A 16,202-nucleotide genomic window follows, 5' to 3' on the forward strand; every position below is an offset into this window, starting at 1 on the left:
CCCAAAATCGGGTGTATAATGCATTTAAGGGACAGATGCTTGTTTTAAGCACCTATCCCTTAACTTATACAATAAAACTGCATCAGTTTTTAGAGTTTACACAAAATCTGAAACATACCCCCGAATTCAGTTTCGGCATTTTTTTTGACTTTTTTTATGGCCTTGCAGACTCCAAAAAATCATATACTGAGTTGGAGAGGGCTGCAAACTCCTGTATTGTAAGAGTCTCACCCCTTCTTTTTTCATCTATTCCTGCACTCTTTATTACCACAGAGGAGTCGTCCTTTGAGATTCCAAGCTCGGAGCTTGAAATGCAGTTGAGCAGCGTCTTCCTCCTCTTCGAGAAAGAGGCCTTGACCACCCTAAAGAACATATCCCTGTCTTTAACGCTGCATGGCGGCTCATCCAGTAGGTCCAGCCTTATTACAGTGGAGTCCACATTCGGCTGGGGCATGAAAACCGTCTTGGGTACGTTTGCCACTATGCTGGTTTCGCAGTAGAACTGTATTGCCACCGAAAGTGCGCCGTAGTCCTTTGTCGAAGGCTGGGCATTCATCCTGTGGGCGACCTCTTTTTGTATCATCACTACTATTGTCTTTACAGGAATATTCTCTTCAAGAAATCTCATTATTATAGGCGTAGTTATATAATAAGGAAGATTCGCAACAACTTTGACCCTTTTGCCCTGGAATTTGTCCTCCATCAGCTTTTTTATGTCCAGCTTGAGTATGTCTTCGTTTATTATCTCTACATTTTCCCTGTCCGAGAGAGTCTCCTGGAGTATTGGGATGAGGTTCTTGTCTATCTCTATAGCTACTACCTTCTCGGCTCTCTTTGAAAGCTCCCTTGTGAGCGTTCCTATTCCAGGGCCTACTTCTATGACGCAGTCGCCTTCTTCTATATTTGCCCCATCTACTATCTTAAGGAGCACATTTGAATCCACCAGGAAATTCTGGCCGAGCGATTTTGAAAACTTGAATCCGTATTTTTGCACTATATCCTTTGTAACTTTGGGCATCGAAAGCCTGTCCATACTACTCCTCCTCGAGCTCACCAAGTGCAAGCTCAAACTCTTCCCTCTTGACTCCATAGCTGTTTAGCCTGTTTAGAAACTGCTTTGCATTGCCGTAACCTATTCCAAGGAGCGCCCCTAGCCTGTCCCGCCTTCTGGCAGCATTGGAATCTCCGTCCAGGCCCTCTCTGAGCAGGTCAATTCTTGAAAATTCGCTGCCTGGAGTTTCAAGTTCGCTTCTGACCTTCGCGAGCGCCCTGAGTATGCTCTGCGGCGATGCGTTTTCTATTCCGATATCGCCGTTGCACATGGCTTCTTCCCTTGGAAGGAAAGCATGCTTGCAGCCTGGCGCTATTTTCGAGACCCTCTTCCTTATCTTTTCACCTGCAAAATCAGGGTCCGTAAACACAATTATACCTCTTCTGCTTGCAGCCGCTCTTATTCTCTCTTCAACTCCGCTTGGAAAGCCGAATCCGCCTGTTGCTATAAGCTCTGCATCCACGGCTCTTCTCACGGCGCATATGTCGGACTTTCCCTCTACAACTATTATTTCCTTTATCAAAAAACCACCTCATAACATAGAAATGGAAAGGCCAGAGCCTTTCCACATCCGTTTCTATAGAGTTAATTATAACATTTTTGGGCCTTGCATCAATATTATTATTTTAGTATATAAACCTTTACATTCCTCTTTCCGAAGCTTCTCGCCTCGCTCAGAGATTCCATATATATGTCAATTCGGTTCCCCTTTATTGCGCTGCCAGTATCCTCTGCAATGCAATAAATTCCAAGGGGCTCTATGTAGAGCTTTGAACCTAGCGGTATTACTCTTGGGTCTACTGATACTACTCCAGGCCTTACTCGTGTTCCACTTCTTGTTACGCCATAATTTCTGTCTCCCGGATTCTTGCCGGTACTTTCATAGCCTGCTGTATATGCGCTGGCTACCATGTTTATTGCGCTTTTAAAGTCCCTTGTTTCTCCCCTTGATGTGAGCACAAAGCTTTTTGTGCCTCGCTTTACAAGCTCCTCCGCAGGCGCTGAAACTAGCTTTTCGTCAACAACTCTCCTGTCTACTTCAACTCCGTCTTCAAGGACTACCTCATAAGTTACGCTTTTTTGGCCGGCCTTGCCCTTTTGCACTACCTTTGTTTTGCCCGCCTCGAGAGAGTCATCTCCCACAACGGTCACCTTGTATGGTATCTCCTTGCTCTCTTGAACCTGCTTCATCTCAATCCTTACTACCTTTACAGATGAGCCCGGCTTCAAGCTGCTCCCAAGCGATGGATCAACCTTGTCCTTTTCTCCAAGTTTTATCTTTTGCTGCCTTATGAACTTTTCTACCGTGTCTGCCGCAGTTAAGACTTCATTTGTTTTACCATCGATACTGAGCGTGACCTTGAACGCTCTGTAAACTTTTACATCCATTCCGTCTGAAAGTTTTTCATCAAGCGACGGTTTTACCATGTCATTTTTTGAAAGCTTTACACCATTTTCCTTCAAAAGACCCGCTACATCCTTTGAGAAAGTTGATGCTTCGATTTTTTTATCGTCGACTATTATTGTAACCTTCTTGTTGCTCAGGTCATATATCCCTATAGAAATCGATAAAAGGAGCACTACTGCCAACACGCATACATGCCATTTTTTCAGCATGTCAAGTCTTGACTTCATATAATCACCTCCTGATATATAGGCCTTGACTCATTTTATTTCATTTTTGATAGCTTGTCAAATCGAAATGTTTTTTTATTTTTCAAAATGTGGGTATAATTATCATACATCAACACTTAAAGGGGGTATGCTCTATGCCACAAATTTTAGCTTTTTTCGACGATTCACAAAAGGCCTACAAATGTCTTGCCGATGTGAAAAAAAATGCTTCTGTAAATACGCTTTCATATACAGTCGCTAAAAATGAGTATTCAAAGGAAGGAGTTGATAACTCTGGAATACCAGACAACCTCGGCTCAGTTCCAAAAATTGGAGTCATAGCAGGCCTTGTGCTTGGACTTGTTGTGGCAATGGGGGTTCCCAGCCAGATTTTTTCATCACTTTCCAGTTTTGCAATGATAATAGTCAAGATAATAGCCTTTGCGGCTACGGGAGGAATTACCGCCTTTCTTGTAATGGTATACCTTCGCCACTTCAAACAAAAGGAGCACTATGACGTGTCCAGGGGAGGCCTTATACTCATAGTCGAGAATCCTGGCGATGATAAGGACAAACTTGCCGACATAATCAAAAAATACGAGCCTGAAAAGCTAGCAGTTTATTAATAAAAGCTATATGATGTAATAAGATTTTATACTGCTGTATCGTTTTATTTTTATAATTTTATAATTCTATTAATGTTTCCATTTTGTCATATAGGGTATATTTTTGAAATGTGGGAGATATAAAAAGATAGGGGGAAAATTATATGGCCAATATGTCGAACATCTTAGCATTCTTTGATGAACCAGAAAAAGCATCAAAGTGCCTGGCAGAAATTAGAAGGATAGCTTCAAAAGGCGTAAAAGCTTACACTGTTGCTCAGCACGAGTACACAAGAGAGAAAGACGAGATTCAGTTCAAGAAGGATGACAGAGTCAGAACAGCCACTAAACTCGGAGCAGTAGCTGGAATCGCTGTAGGCGTGCTTGTGGCACTCGGATTCTCACAGGGACTTTTCAAATCAGTACCCGCTTCCATAATAATACTGCTCATAGCATTTGCAGCCAGCGGAAGCCTTGCAGGATTCCTAGTTGTAAACCACAAGCTAGATGAGAAGGAGAGAATTTCCGAAGAAGGCAAAAGAGGACAGCTCATACTAATAGTTGAATGTCCTGAAGAAGAGATCGAGAAAATAACTGCTGTTATTGAAAATTTCTCGCCTGCAAAGCTTAGCACATATTAGTAGTTTCAATGTGATACTTCATTAAATACCAAAGGGCTGATGCATGCCGACTAGATATGTCGATTTGCAAAAGCCCTTTTTTGTACTTATGCTTTAGATTGTTATTTTTTAATATTAAAGAAATCAAGCGCATTTTCGCTAGTCTGCTGACACACCCGCTCATAAGACAATCCTCTTATCTGGGCTATCATGGCAGCTACATGCTCTACCTTTGTCGGATCGTTGCGCTTTCCCCTGAAAGGAACCGGAGTTAGATATGGAGAGTCAGTCTCTATGAGCATCCGCTCAAGGGGAATCTCCCTGACAACCTCCGCAGTCTTGTTGTTCCCCTTGAACGTAACAGGCCCTGCTATGGAAATGTGACAGCCCAGCCTTACATATTCCATAGCCATTTCCTTGCTTCCCGAGTAGCAGTGCAGCACGCAGCCTGTGCCTGGCGCTTTGTGTTTTTTTATTATTGAAAACGTGTCGGCGTGTGCATCACGGTCATGTACTATTATTGGCAGTCCAGTCTCGTTTGCAAGCTCGATTTGTCTGATGAAGATATCTTTTTGAACATCCTTTGGAGAAAACTCATAATAGTAGTCAAGCCCGATCTCGCCTATTGCAACGACCTTGTCACATTTTGCGAGCTCCCTTAGCCTGCTTATGCTGTCCTCATCTGCGCCAGAGGCTTCATGCGGATGTATTCCTATGGCCGCATATATGAACTTATACCTTTTTGCAAGCTCTATTGCCTCTAAAGACGAAGGTATGTCGACACCGGGGTTGACTATATACTTTACGTCAGATTGACTTATTTTTTCAAGTAATTCAGCCCTGTCCTCATCATATTTATCGTCAGTTATATGTGCGTGAGTATCAAAGAGCAATTAAGACACCTCGCATCCGCTTTCTATTCCTTCTACGGCCGGCAGCACAAGCTTTGTCTCATCGTCGCTTACCGCAGCGAGTATCATGCCCTGAGAATCCACTCCTCTTAGCTTGACTGGCTTGAGGTTGCAAACTACCACAACATGCTTTCCTATAAGCTCCTCTGGCTTGTAGTACTTCGAAATTCCAGAAACTACCTGCCTCTTTTCGCTGCCAAGCTTTATTTGAAGTACAAGCAGCTTGTCGGCCTTTGGATGCTTCTGGGCGTCCATTATCTCACCCACCCTGAGCTCCAGCTTGCCAAAGTCATCTATAGTTATTTCTTCCTTGTGCTCTAGCGGCTTTTGCTCTGCCTTTTGCTCCTTTGGCGCGAAAATCTCTTCAAGCGCCGCTATTTCGCTGTCCACGTCAAGTCTTGGGAACAGTATTTCACCCTTTGAAACGCAAGTGCCGGGAGTTAGCTTGCCGAAGCTTTGCACACTCTCCCATGTCAGAAGCTCCTGTTGAGCGCTGATTCCAAGCTGCTCGAATATCTTCTTTGAAGTGACATGCATAAGCGGGCTTATAAGCACTCCAACTATCCTTATTGCCTCGGCAAGATTGTAGAGCACCGTATCAAGCTCATCCTTCTTGCCCTCATCTTTTGCAAGAGCCCAAGGCATAGTCTCGTCGATATATTTGTTTGTCCTTCTTATGAGCTTCCATATGCTCTCAAGACCTTCACTGAACTGCAACTCGTCCATTTGTCCTTCAAATTCCGAATATGCGCGTATAGCCTCGCTTGCAAGCTCGTCATGCACCCCGCCTTTTACCTTCGGCGATGGGATTGCAGAGTCGCTATACTTTTCTATCATTGTCACCGTTCTGCTTACCAGGTTTCCAAGATCGTTTGCCAGGTCGGAGTTGAGCCTGTTTAGAAAATTTCTGTTTGTGTAGCTGCCGTCCTTGCCGAATGTGAATTCCCTTAACAGGAAGTACTTGAGCGCATCTATTCCGTATCTTTCTATTAGAGGCTCCGGATATACTATGTTGCCCTTTGATTTCGACATTTTGTCGTCCCCGAAGAGTATCCAGCCGTGTCCGAATACCTGCTTTGGAAGCGGAACATCAAGAGCCATGAGTATCGCCGGCCATATTATAGAATGGAATCTTACTATCTCCTTGCCCACAAGCTGCACATTGGCCGGCCAGTATTTCTGGTACTCACTGTCGTCATCAGACATGAATCCAAGGGCGGTTATATAGTTGCAAAGTGCATCAAGCCACACGTATACTACGTGCTTTGAGTCGAATGGAACCTTTATGCCCCAGTCAAAAGTCGTCCTAGATACGCAAAGGTCCTCCAGATTTTCATTCAGGAAGTTGCTGAGCATCTCATTTTTTCTGGCCTCTGGATAGCAGAACTTCGGATTGCTGTTAAAGTGCTCTATCAGTCTGTCCTTATAGTCTGAAAGTCTGAAGAAGTATGCCTCTTCCTTTGCAAGTTGAGCTTCCCTCCCGCAGTCGGGACACTTGTTGCCTTCAAGCAGCTGAGTCTGAGTCCAGAAACTTTCGCAAGGCGTGCAATACCAGCCCTCATACTCGCTCTTGTATATGTCGCCTTTTGCATACAGCTTTTCGAATATCTTCTGCACTGCTGTCTTGTGCCTCTCTTCTGTAGTTCTTATGAAATCGTCGTAAGATATCTCCATCCTGTTCCAGAGTCTCTTGATATCTTCAACCATTCCGTCAAGGTATTCCTGCGGTGCCAGACCCTGCGCTTCTGCAGTCTTTTGTATCTTCTGTCCGTGCTCGTCTGTGCCTGTAAGGAACCTAACGTCATATCCTGTGAATCTTTTGAACCTGGCTATGGCGTCTGCCGCAACCGTTGTATATGTGTGTCCTATGTGAAGTTTGCCGCTCGGATAGTATATGGGCGTGGTTACATAAAATGTATTCTTGTTCATGATTCCCCTCCTATTTAAGTTGACTTAATCACTATTTACCCTAATTCATTCATCGTCAAATTGCATGTTTTCATTTGTTCAATAAAAAACGCCCCTGAACAACGTCCAGGGGCGAATATTCTCGCGGTACCACCCTAATTTGCCGTTTGGGCAATGCCCAAAGACCTCTTGCAGGCTATAACGTGCCTTAATCGCTCCACCCTGAATAATCTCAGGCAGAGGGCTCTGGGGCCATCTTCAGCATATCGTTCCTTGCCGGCTTTCACCATCCCGACTCTCTTATAAAGGTCCTGCCTGCCTACTCTTCCCTTCACAGCCTTTTTATTATTATAGTGCTTTCTAAAATGTTATAGCATTTTCTGACCAATGTCAATAAGCAGCTTTTCATTGTTGGACTTCATATGACTTAGCACATCCGAGAAATTGCCAAATTCCACAAACTCAACTCCCTGCTCCTTAAGCAGCCTTGCCAGTTCGCCTTTGGCGTATATAATATCTGCAATGAGCCCTGCACATCTGTCCGAATGACCATCGCCCACGTATATGACTTTTCTGCCTGTCTTCAGGAGTTTTATTATTTCCAGCTTGCAGCTGCCGCATTTGCTGCATTTGTTGCTGCTGTTTGGGAAATAACCTCGTAGTCCCTCCTCATCGAATTTTATCTGGTTTGAAAAGTATTCTATTCCCGCTAGATTGTTCTGCAAAAGCACCGGCTCAATCAGAAGGTCGTATCCGTCGCTTACAATATACAGCTCCATTCCTGCAGCAGCAAGCTCACGCCTGAACTCCCCGAAGTAGGGATCTATCTGCATGCTTCTCGAAAATCGCTCGAGTTCAGACGGCGTTATTTTTATCATGTCTAGCAGCATCTGACTTATTAGCCTTGCATCATGCATGCCTTCCTGCCAGAGTCTGTCAAGCTCCCTCCATTCAGCTCTTGCATAATTTTTAACAAGCTCGACGCATGTATCCTTCAGTGTTATCGTACCATCAAAATCGCAAACTACAATATATTCCATATGTATCACTCCCGCCGCTGCTTCCTATTGTTTATATTATATCATACACTCTTGGAAATACAATCAGTCTATGACTCGAATGCCTTGCAGCAGGCTGTTTTTGTACCGTTTCAAGCAGTTGGCGTGCCTTCCATATTGCTTTAATCTAATTTCATTTTTTGTGTTATAATAGCTTTGTATGTTTTTTGACAAAAAATAGTTGTCGAACAAATTTATAAAGGTGGTACTCATGAAAAATCTGACGCTTCTTACAGATCTTTACCAGCTTACCATGATGAACGGTTATCTCAACGAAGGCATTCACGATGACATAGTAGTCTTTGACATGTTTTTCAGGCGAAATCCGTCCTCAGGGGGTTATACAATAGTTTGCGGCATCGAGCAGCTTGTGGACTACATAAATGATATTCATTTCAGTTCAGGCGATATAGAATATCTGGAGGGACTTGGGCTTTTCACGCCAGACTTTCTTGAAATGCTTAAAAACTTCAAATTTACAGGGGACATATACGCGGTTGAAGAGGGAACCTTCATGTTCCCGAGCGAACCCATAGTAAGGGTCAAAGCTCCTCTATTCCAGGCCCAGCTTATCGAGACTACCCTTCTGAACATAATCAATTTCCAGTCTCTGATTGCAACAAAGGCCTCCAGGGTGTGCCATGCGGCCCAGGGCGACCCTGTGCTGGAATTTGGACTTAGAAGGGCACAGGGTCCTGATGCCGGGATATACGGCGCCCGCGCTGCAATCATAGGCGGTTGCAGTGGAACCTCCAATGTGCTTGCCGGCAAAATGTTCAATGTGCCTGTAGTCGGAACGCATGCGCACAGCTGGATCCAAAAATTTGACTCCGAGTTCGAGGCCTTTATGGCTTATGCCCGATCATATCCTGACAAAGCCATGCTGCTTGTAGATACCTACGACGTACTCAGCAGCGGCGTCCCTAATGCCATAAAGGTATTCGACCATATAGCAAGACTGGGACACAAGCCAATGGGCATAAGGATAGATTCGGGCGATCTGGCTTATCTTTCGAAGATGTCAAAGCTTATGCTTTCGAAGGCCGGCTACAGCGACATTTCGATAACTGCATCCAACGACCTTGATGAATACAAGGTTCAGGAACTCAAAAATATGGACTGTGACATTAACTCCTGGGGCGTTGGCACAAAGCTTATAACCTCAAGCGATTGTCCTTCGCTCGGAGGAGTATACAAGCTGTGCGCAGCCTCACAGGGCGATACGCTTGTTCCAAAGATAAAAATATCCGAAGACCCTGAAAAGATTACGAATCCTGGTTTCAAAAAGGTTGTTCGGATATTCGCTGACGAAGGCCAGGCTGAAGCTGACCTTATTATGCTTGAGGATGAAAAGATAGATACTCAAAAGCCTCTTACAATATTCCACCCTGTATACAACTGGAAAAAGAAAACCTTCGCCAATTATTCGGTACGCGAACTCCTGAAGCCTCTCTTCATAGGCGGCAAGTGCGTCTATAAAAAGCGCAGCGTAATGCAAATACGCGATTTTGTGAAAAGCGAACTGGGAACCCTGGGTGCACATTACAAACGCATATCTTCACCCGAAACATACAAGGTGGACCTTTCGAACAAGCTGTGGCTGCTTAAAAGGCAGATGCTCCATGATTCAAAGGTAGAATAGCATGTGTTTGTTAATAAATTTTTCAAATAAAATTATGACAATTATAAAATATATGTTGACTTTTATTGCCAATATTGTTATTATTTAATTAGCTTATTTTGTCGAAAAATGCTATATCATGAGGAGGGTTTTAATTTGAAATCTACAGGAGTTGTAAGAAAAGTAGACGAACTGGGAAGAATAGTAATACCAATAGAGCTTAGAAGGAATCTGTCAATTGCGGAAAAAGACGCACTTGAAATTTATGTTGACGGAGAGTCAATCATACTTAAAAAGTACGAGCCTGCCTGCATTTTCTGTGGAAATGCAAAAGACATAAAAGTATACCAGGGCAAGAACATATGTCCTGAATGTCTTAACAACATTTCAAACCTATAGTATAAAATTTAAAAAAAATGTAAAAAGGCAGACTCTGGTCTGCCTTTTTTAATCCCCTTTATTCAAATCAAGATTATAGAATAATTGAATTTTTTCATGAATCTATATATCATGCACTTCCCTGTACACGTCATTTTTGGCAATTCCTCTTTTTTTGGCTACAGTTTTTATGGCTTCTTTTTTGTCCATTCCCTGTGAATCCATCAGATACTCCACGTACTCCCTGTGGCTCATCTCTTCCGTAAAGTCTTCTTCTATCTTTTTTTCCTCTTTCGAGCCGTCAACTATGAGTACGAATTCTCCGCGAGGATGGTTTTTTGTAAAATGCTCTACTGCATTCTGAAGGGTGGACCTTATATGCTCTTCATGCAGTTTCGTAAGCTCCCTTGATATGCATACCTTTCTGTTTCCGAGGCCCTCAAGCATGTCAGAAAGCGTGCTCAAAAGCCTATGCGGAGCCTCATAAAATATTACCGTGGCCTTTTCGTATCTGAGCTCCTCAAGCTGAGCCCGCCTTTCTTTCTTGTCCCTGCTCAAAAAACCAAAAAAGAGGAATCTCCCGGTTGGAAGGCCGGAGCCCACAAGCGCAGTCACGAATGCGGATGGCCCAGGGAGCACCTCTACTTCTATTCCGCTTTCTATGGCAAGTCTCACGGCATCCTCTCCTGGGTCAGATATTCCAGGCATTCCTGCATCCGACACGAGGGCTATGCTCTGCCCTTCTAGAAGCTTTGCCATAATTTCGCCCCCCTTCGAGAGCTTGTTGTGTTCGTGATAGCTCATAAGGGGCTTTGATATTCCGTAGTGGTTGAGCAGCCTTATTGTCCTTCTCGTGTCTTCGGCTGCGATTACGTCTACCTCCTCTAGAACCTTCAGCGTCCTCAGCGTTATGTCCTCGAGGTTTCCAATGGGCGTTGCGCATATATACAGTTTGCCATTCATATCTATATCACCCCTATACTCTTGCTTGAATATATCTCCCTTATCTGGCGGGTGTATTCGCCCGAGGCTCCGTATATATAAAGAGGCTCGAGTATCTTGAGCTCCGGTCTGCCTCCCTTCGTGAACTGGATAAGCATCATGTTGGGACTCTTGCCGGCGCTCGGATGCACAAACCTTATCTGCTTTGGTTCAAGCTTGTGGCTTCTTGCGAGGCATATTATGTCCGCCAGCCTTGTAGGTCTGTGCACCATGAAAAACTTGCCTCCGCTCATAAGCAGCCTCGATGCCGTGCAGATTACGTCCTCAAGTGAACACATTATCTCATGCCTCGATATGGCTTTCTTATCGTTTGGATTCTTGACACCTGCAGGGTGCATGTATGGCGGGTTGGATGTTACTACGTGGAAAGTATTGAGCGGCAGATGCGACGGTATGTCCTTGATGTCCATATTCAATATTTCAACCCGCTCTTGGAGACCGTTGAGCTCCACAGATCGCCTTGCCATATCCGCCACCTCTTCTTGAATCTCCACGCCCAAAACGCTTGCTGCATTGCTTTTGCCTGCTATTAGTATGGGTATTATACCCGTGCCCGTTCCAAGGTCGACAACCCGTTCGCCTGCCTTTGCCCTGGTGAAATTGGCTAGCAGTACGGCGTCAACCCCAAAGCAAAAGCCGTCAGTATCCTGTATTATCCGCAGGCCGTTTATCTGCAGGTCGTCTATTCTCTCGTTATCCTTAAGTTTCAATTCCATGTCCTTATCTACTCCATAATATTGATTGCATATCAGTGGCATAACACCCCTACATGCCTCTCTAAAATTTTAATTCAGTGTACATTCAAATTCAATTAAAAAAAGCGGCATGACCGCTTTTTTTAATTTATTTATCGCTCTCGAGTTGCTTAAGCTCTTTTGCAAGCTCGGCATCAATTGCATCTTGCTTGCCCTTGCTTTTTTTAGGTGCCTCTATAAGCTTAATTTCATGCAGCTCGAATTTCCTGATTTCCTTTGCTTCATCCAAAAATACATCGAGTCTCTCCCTCAGTATATCAACAGATGTCACTACGCCCCTGCCAAAAGGAGTCATCACTATCGAATTTACAGGAGGAGTTTTGCCGAGTGTCGCCTCATATGTCGAATGCTCGTAGTTGAGGCAGCAAAACAGCCTGCCACAGACTCCGGATATCTTTGTGGGATTAAGCGACAGACTCTGATCCTTTGCCATCTTTATAGACACCGGTTGGAAATCTCCAAGCCATGTGGCGCAGCAAAGCGGCCTTCCACAGCAACCCAGACCTCCGAGAGATTTCGCTTCGTCTCTTACTCCAATCTGCCTTAGTTCTATTCTTGTCTTGAAAACTGCTGCAAGGTCTTTGACGAGCTCCCTAAAATCCACCCTACCTTCTGCTGTAAAGTAGAATATGAGCTTGTTCCTGTCAAATGTATATTCAGAATCTATAAGGTACATGTCGAGTTTGTGGCTTTTGACCTTGTCGTTGCAGACCTGGAACGCCAACATGGCATCTTCCTTGTTCTTTTGATTCGCATATATGTCTTCATCTGTAGCTATCCTTATTATCGGCTTGAGAGGAGATATTATTTCCGAATCCTCTACCTCCTTGACACCCACAACTATTTTGCCGAATTCAAGACCCCTTACAGTTTCAACTATGACATTCTGGCCCTGCGCCGGCTCGAATTCATTCGGGTCAAAATAATATATCTTTCCTGCTTTTTTGAATCTTATTCCTACGACTTTTACCATCTTATCACCTCTTGTATATTTAAAAGCATGGCCTGGACGCTGATGGCAAGGTTGCAGTTGCTCCTTAGCCTCCTTTTGCAGTTATCTAATTCTTCTATTATGCGAAGTATCTGACCTGCTGAAAATTTGTCCCCCACGCTGTCGATAAAATCCCGCCTGTCGAGATTTATTGTAAACTCCTTGTCGCAATCCATCTTTATTAGTGCCATATCCCTAAAATAGGTGGTTATTATATCTAGTATTTCACTTACGCTATCCTTATTGCTTTCAAAAAATGATGTGAGCGAAAAAATATTGACCGTATTCCCAGCCAGCACAGTTTCTATGAGCCTCTCTGTCTTCTCCCTGAAATCCGAAAATTCCTGTGACTCTATGAGATTTAGTGCGCGCGAAAGAATTCCGTTTGAAAACGCCGCAATGGCATGAGCCCTCTCGCAGGATAGCTGCTTAATTTCAACAAGATATCCCTGCACCTGCTTTTGCGATAGAGGGAAAAATCTCACGAGCTCGCATCGCGAAGCCACCGTGGGCAGCAGCATAGACGAGTTCTGGCACAGCAGTATTATTACAGCGTATTCAGGAGGCTCTTCCAGAGACTTAAGCAGACTGTTTTGAGCCTGGATTGTCATCTTGTCCGCCTCATCAAGCAAATACACCTTTCTTTTCCCATACGGTCTTACCAGGATGTCCTGGCACATGCTCCTTATCTGAGCAATCTTGAAGGACGTTCCGTCAGGCTCAAGCATGCAAAAATCCGGGCTGTTTCCCGGCTCTTTGCCTTCAAGCAGCAGTCTGGCGTATTGCAGCGCAAACGTCTTCTTCCCTATACCTGATGGGCCTTCAAATAAATATGCATGGCTAATCCTGCCTTTTTCCAGCGAATTTATTATAAATCTCTTGGCAGTCTCCTGGCCCAAAATAGTATCAAAGCTCATTTGAACTGATTCCTCCGACAAATTGCATACATTTACACCTTATTATATCATAAGTTGGCATATAAATATCTGCTTAAAATCCGCATCCTAAGCCCTGTTTATGGCTTCAATTATACGGCTGTATATTTCCTCGTGTATTTCCTCTATACTCCTTAACTTCCCTTCCAGCACACACTCGACAGACGTCCAGCCGTATCTTTCTGCTATCTGGCGGGCGTTTTCATATGTCCTTTTCAGGTAGTCGCTGCTTTTTTCGTGTATGTCCTTCTCGGACTCGCCTGTGAACTTGTTGTTTCTCTCCCTCATAAGCTCAATACTCACATTTGGAGGCATATCCAGAAAAATCACCTCGTCAGGTGCAGGAAGGCCGAATTTTTCAAATTCAAAATCCACAAGCCATTCCAGGTACTTCTCCTTTTCGGCATCATCATCTATCTTGGACGCCTGGTGAACCATATTTGACGTGGTATATCTGTCTGCTATTACTATTCCGCCGGCCTCATAAAATTCCCGCCATTTTTTCTGGAATGAGGCATATCTATCCACAGCATAAAACGCCGAGGCCGCATAGCAGTTTACATCTTCCGGCCTTTCGCCAAACTCCCCTCCAAGATACATCTTGATAAGCGCCGAGGAGTCGCTCCCGTAGTCGGGGTATTCTACCTTCCTTACATTGAAACCCTCTGCCAGGAGCCTTTCAAAGAGCCTGAGCGTCTGGGTGGCCTTGCCACTTGAGTCTGTTCCGCTTTCTATCACAAAGAGTTTTCCCTTCATTTCTACCTCCATAAAATACACTCTTGAATATATGAACATTTCAAAAATATGTCCTTATGTGGAAAACGGTGTGGATAAGTCTGATACTGTTTCTGTTCAGGCATATTCCAAATACTTGTCTTCATGATTGTTATCCACATTGTCCACAGTTTTTTGTGAAGTTTTATCAATACATATGCACTGTGCATCTCTATTATAGTACCTCTATTTGAAAACAAAGGCAATAAAAAAGACCCCAATAAGTATTGGGGTCCGTAAGAGCATATTATCTCTTTGAGAACTGTGGAGCTCTTCTTGCTGCTTTGAGTCCGTATTTCTTTCTTTCCTTCATTCTTGCATCTCTAGTAAGGAATCCAGCCTTCTTAAGTACTGGTCTAAGCTCTGCATCTGCCTTTATAAGAGCTCTAGATAGTCCGTGTCTTACAGCACCTGCTTGTCCTGTAAATCCGCCGCCTTCTACTGTAACAAGAACGTCATATTTTCCTTCAGTTTCAGTTATTACTAGAGGCTGCTTAACTTCAGTCTTAAGAGTTTCGTAATCGAAATACTCGTCCAAATCTCTTTTATTTATTGTTATTTTTCCTTCGCCTGGAATAAGTCTAACTCTTGCCACTGCGTGCTTTCTTCTTCCAGTTCCGTAAAATTGTACGCTTGCCATCTAAAAGTCCTCCCTTCTTCCGCAAAAATCTGCAACTATATGTTTAGTGCTTCTGGCTTTTGAGCTTCGTGATCGTGAACTGAGCCTGTGTAAACTCTAAGTCTTGTCATCATTCTGCTTCTAAGCTTATTCTTTGGAAGCATTCCTTTAACTGCGTGCATTATAACTTCTTCAGGCTTCTCTGCCATAAGTCTTCTGTATGGTATTTCCTGAAGGTTTCCAACATAACCTGTATGGTATCTGTAAAGCTTCTGATCAAGCTTTTTACCAGTAAGCTTAACTTCACCCGCATTTAGAACTATAACAAAGTCTCCTCCATCAACATGCGGAGTGTATGTTGGCTTGTTTTTTCCCATTAGTACCATTGCTATTTGAGAAGTAAGACGTCCAAGAGTCTTTCCCTTAGCGTCAACTACGTACCATTTTCTTTGAACTTCGCTTGGCTTAGCTATATAAGATTTCATACATTTCCCTCCTTACTGACATTCCTGATGATACTCATTTCACCATTATATATAATAGCTTCCGGGGCTGTGTGGTCTATTATAATAACATACCATATAATTTTAATACATACCCTTATTCGTGTCAATAGTAAATTAATAATATACTTCGCTTAAAAAAAGACCTTCTGGCGGAGCTGTCTTTCCTGCCCTTGTCCTGTCACCAGAACTTATTATTTCCGGAATTTCGCAAGCTGCTATCTTGCCAAGCCCCACATAAACAAGCGTTCCGGCGATTATTCTGACCATGTTGTAAAGGAAGCCGTCTCCGCTTATGTGAAGCTCAATAAGGTCTCCCGACTTTATTAGCTCTGCAGCGTATATAGTTCTGACGCTGCTGTTTTCAGATCCGCCTGTCGCCTTGAACGCGCTGAAGTCATGTCTCCCTACAAAATGCCCAGACGCCTCCTTCATTGCCTCAAAATCCAAGCTGCGAGTCACATGCCATGCAAAATCCCTATGTATAGGAGACCGCGAAGCCCTGCTACATATCCTATATATATACTTCTTGCCCTTTGCGCTGAACCTGGCGTGGAAATCCGCTTCAGCCTCCTGCGCACTCACAACGGCAATATCGTCAGGGAGCGCGCTGTTTAAAGCCAGCGGCAGCTTTTCCACCGGTATCCTTGTGCCGGCTCTGAAGCTGACGCACAGGCCAAGGGCATGCACACCAGCATCTGTACGCGAGCTTGCGTATGTCTTGGGCTTCTCCCCCATAATTTTCTCTATCGCCTCGTCAAGTCTTTGCTGCACCGTGACTGCGTTATTTTGCTTTTGCCATCCAGCGTACCTTGTACCCTTGTATTCTAGTATCAGCTTTATGTTCTTCATAATCG

18 protein-coding genes and 1 other annotated feature are annotated in these 16,202 nt (G+C 44.0%); of the genes, 4 read left to right on the plus strand and 14 right to left on the minus strand.

Translation table 11 applies throughout. The features are described from left to right. Positions 1-154: 154 nt before the first annotated feature. The 3 genes from rsmA to GT589_RS01545 form a co-directional block, all read right to left on the minus strand. Entirely contained in the window at positions 155-1,033 is an 879-nt protein-coding gene (gene rsmA / locus GT589_RS01535; RefSeq protein WP_293394928.1) for a 16S rRNA (adenine(1518)-N(6)/adenine(1519)-N(6))-dimethyltransferase RsmA, read from the minus strand. Between the two features lies 1 nt (position 1,034). Continuing rightward, a complete protein-coding gene (gene rnmV / locus GT589_RS01540; RefSeq protein ID WP_293394931.1) occupies positions 1,035-1,574 on the minus strand; it encodes a ribonuclease M5 in 540 nt (179 codons plus the stop codon). Positions 1,575-1,672: 98 nt separating this feature from the next. Next, entirely contained in the window at positions 1,673-2,686 is a 1,014-nt protein-coding gene (locus GT589_RS01545) for a 3D domain-containing protein (protein ID WP_293394934.1), read from the minus strand. Between the two features lie 134 nt (positions 2,687-2,820). Between GT589_RS01545 and GT589_RS01550 the strand changes: the two genes are divergently transcribed. Beyond that, positions 2,821-3,291 carry a hypothetical protein gene (locus tag GT589_RS01550; protein WP_293394937.1) on the plus strand — a complete coding sequence of 157 codons (471 nt, stop codon included), beginning with the start codon at positions 2,821-2,823 and terminating at the stop codon, positions 3,289-3,291. 143 nt (positions 3,292-3,434) lie between these two features. Further along, a complete protein-coding gene (locus GT589_RS01555; RefSeq protein WP_293394940.1) occupies positions 3,435-3,911 on the plus strand; it encodes a hypothetical protein in 477 nt (158 codons plus the stop codon). Between the two features lie 101 nt (positions 3,912-4,012). Here GT589_RS01555 and GT589_RS01560 read toward each other — a convergent pair whose 3' ends face one another. From GT589_RS01560 to GT589_RS01570, 3 genes are all read right to left on the minus strand, one after another. Continuing rightward, positions 4,013-4,783 carry a TatD family hydrolase gene (locus GT589_RS01560; protein WP_293394943.1) on the minus strand — a complete coding sequence of 257 codons (771 nt, stop codon included), beginning with the start codon at positions 4,781-4,783 and terminating at the stop codon, positions 4,013-4,015. After that, positions 4,784-6,730, minus strand: a complete 1,947-nt coding sequence (gene metG, locus GT589_RS01565) for a methionine--tRNA ligase (RefSeq protein WP_293394946.1) — start codon at positions 6,728-6,730, stop codon at positions 4,784-4,786. Between the two features lie 104 nt (positions 6,731-6,834). Next, positions 6,835-7,053: a binding site (T-box leader), on the minus strand. Between the two features lie 24 nt (positions 7,054-7,077). Then, complete coding sequence (locus GT589_RS01570; RefSeq protein WP_293394949.1) at positions 7,078-7,749, minus strand: MtnX-like HAD-IB family phosphatase; 672 nt, start codon at positions 7,747-7,749, stop codon at positions 7,078-7,080. 229 nt (positions 7,750-7,978) lie between these two features. Here GT589_RS01570 and GT589_RS01575 point away from each other — a divergent pair, with 229 nt between their 5' ends. After that, a complete protein-coding gene (locus GT589_RS01575) occupies positions 7,979-9,409 on the plus strand; it encodes a nicotinate phosphoribosyltransferase (RefSeq protein WP_293394952.1) in 1,431 nt (476 codons plus the stop codon). Between the two features lie 135 nt (positions 9,410-9,544). Next, positions 9,545-9,787, plus strand: a complete 243-nt coding sequence (locus tag GT589_RS01580; protein ID WP_025434576.1) for an AbrB/MazE/SpoVT family DNA-binding domain-containing protein — start codon at positions 9,545-9,547, stop codon at positions 9,785-9,787. Between the two features lie 102 nt (positions 9,788-9,889). On the opposite strand, the gene rsmI is transcribed toward GT589_RS01580, so the two are convergent. The 8 genes from rsmI to truA all read right to left on the minus strand — a co-directional run bounded on the left by rsmI (position 9,890) and on the right by truA (position 16,197). Further along, a complete protein-coding gene (gene rsmI, locus GT589_RS01585; protein WP_293394960.1) occupies positions 9,890-10,729 on the minus strand; it encodes a 16S rRNA (cytidine(1402)-2'-O)-methyltransferase in 840 nt (279 codons plus the stop codon). A gap of 2 nt (positions 10,730-10,731) precedes the next feature. Further along, positions 10,732-11,484, minus strand: coding sequence for a tRNA1(Val) (adenine(37)-N6)-methyltransferase (locus GT589_RS01590; protein ID WP_293394963.1), 753 nt, complete (start codon positions 11,482-11,484; stop codon positions 10,732-10,734). Positions 11,485-11,611: 127 nt separating this feature from the next. Continuing rightward, complete coding sequence (locus tag GT589_RS01595) at positions 11,612-12,496, minus strand: PSP1 domain-containing protein (protein WP_293394965.1); 885 nt, start codon at positions 12,494-12,496, stop codon at positions 11,612-11,614. Next, the gene (locus tag GT589_RS01600; protein WP_293394968.1) at positions 12,490-13,431 is read right to left on the minus strand and encodes a DNA polymerase III subunit; all 942 of its coding nucleotides are present in this window, start codon (positions 13,429-13,431) and stop codon (positions 12,490-12,492) included. The genes GT589_RS01595 and GT589_RS01600 overlap by 7 nt, the downstream gene beginning before the upstream one ends. Positions 13,432-13,518: 87 nt before the next feature. After that, complete coding sequence (locus GT589_RS01605; RefSeq protein WP_293394971.1) at positions 13,519-14,205, minus strand: dTMP kinase; 687 nt, start codon at positions 14,203-14,205, stop codon at positions 13,519-13,521. A 265-nt stretch (positions 14,206-14,470) separates the two neighbouring features. Continuing rightward, positions 14,471-14,863 carry a 30S ribosomal protein S9 gene (rpsI, locus tag GT589_RS01610; protein WP_293394973.1) on the minus strand — a complete coding sequence of 131 codons (393 nt, stop codon included), beginning with the start codon at positions 14,861-14,863 and terminating at the stop codon, positions 14,471-14,473. Between the two features lie 35 nt (positions 14,864-14,898). After that, positions 14,899-15,327, minus strand: a complete 429-nt coding sequence (gene rplM / locus GT589_RS01615; RefSeq protein WP_293394976.1) for a 50S ribosomal protein L13 — start codon at positions 15,325-15,327, stop codon at positions 14,899-14,901. Positions 15,328-15,462: 135 nt separating this feature from the next. After that, on the minus strand, positions 15,463-16,197 hold the full coding sequence (truA, locus tag GT589_RS01620; RefSeq protein ID WP_293394979.1) for a tRNA pseudouridine(38-40) synthase TruA: 735 nt from the start codon (positions 16,195-16,197) through the stop codon (positions 15,463-15,465). Positions 16,198-16,202: the final 5 nt, after the last annotated feature.

Source organism: Peptoclostridium sp. (assembly GCF_009881055.1).
In the GTDB taxonomy this organism is placed as follows: domain Bacteria; phylum Bacillota; class Clostridia; order Peptostreptococcales; family Peptostreptococcaceae; genus Peptoclostridium_A.

Excerpts from the sequence above, each read along its gene's own strand:
- rsmA (WP_293394928.1), bottom strand. The coding sequence starts at position 1,033 with ATGGACAGGCTTTCGATGCCCAAAGTTACAAAGGATATAGTGCAAAAA.
- GT589_RS01545 (WP_293394934.1), bottom strand. The coding sequence starts at position 2,686 with ATGAAGTCAAGACTTGACATGCTGAAAAAATGGCATGTATGCGTGTTG.
- GT589_RS01550 (WP_293394937.1), top strand. The coding sequence starts at position 2,821 with ATGCCACAAATTTTAGCTTTTTTCGACGATTCACAAAAGGCCTACAAA.
- GT589_RS01555 (WP_293394940.1), top strand. The coding sequence starts at position 3,435 with ATGGCCAATATGTCGAACATCTTAGCATTCTTTGATGAACCAGAAAAA.
- metG (WP_293394946.1), bottom strand. The coding sequence starts at position 6,730 with ATGAACAAGAATACATTTTATGTAACCACGCCCATATACTATCCGAGC.
- GT589_RS01570 (WP_293394949.1), bottom strand. The coding sequence starts at position 7,749 with ATGGAATATATTGTAGTTTGCGATTTTGATGGTACGATAACACTGAAG.
- GT589_RS01575 (WP_293394952.1), top strand. The coding sequence starts at position 7,979 with ATGAAAAATCTGACGCTTCTTACAGATCTTTACCAGCTTACCATGATG.
- rsmI (WP_293394960.1), bottom strand. The coding sequence starts at position 10,729 with ATGAATGGCAAACTGTATATATGCGCAACGCCCATTGGAAACCTCGAG.
- GT589_RS01590 (WP_293394963.1), bottom strand. The coding sequence starts at position 11,484 with ATGGAATTGAAACTTAAGGATAACGAGAGAATAGACGACCTGCAGATA.
- GT589_RS01595 (WP_293394965.1), bottom strand. The coding sequence starts at position 12,496 with ATGGTAAAAGTCGTAGGAATAAGATTCAAAAAAGCAGGAAAGATATAT.
- GT589_RS01600 (WP_293394968.1), bottom strand. The coding sequence starts at position 13,431 with ATGAGCTTTGATACTATTTTGGGCCAGGAGACTGCCAAGAGATTTATA.
- GT589_RS01605 (WP_293394971.1), bottom strand. The coding sequence starts at position 14,205 with ATGAAGGGAAAACTCTTTGTGATAGAAAGCGGAACAGACTCAAGTGGC.
- rpsI (WP_293394973.1), bottom strand. The coding sequence starts at position 14,863 with ATGGCAAGCGTACAATTTTACGGAACTGGAAGAAGAAAGCACGCAGTG.
- rplM (WP_293394976.1), bottom strand. The coding sequence starts at position 15,327 with ATGAAATCTTATATAGCTAAGCCAAGCGAAGTTCAAAGAAAATGGTAC.
- truA (WP_293394979.1), bottom strand. The coding sequence starts at position 16,197 with ATGAAGAACATAAAGCTGATACTAGAATACAAGGGTACAAGGTACGCT.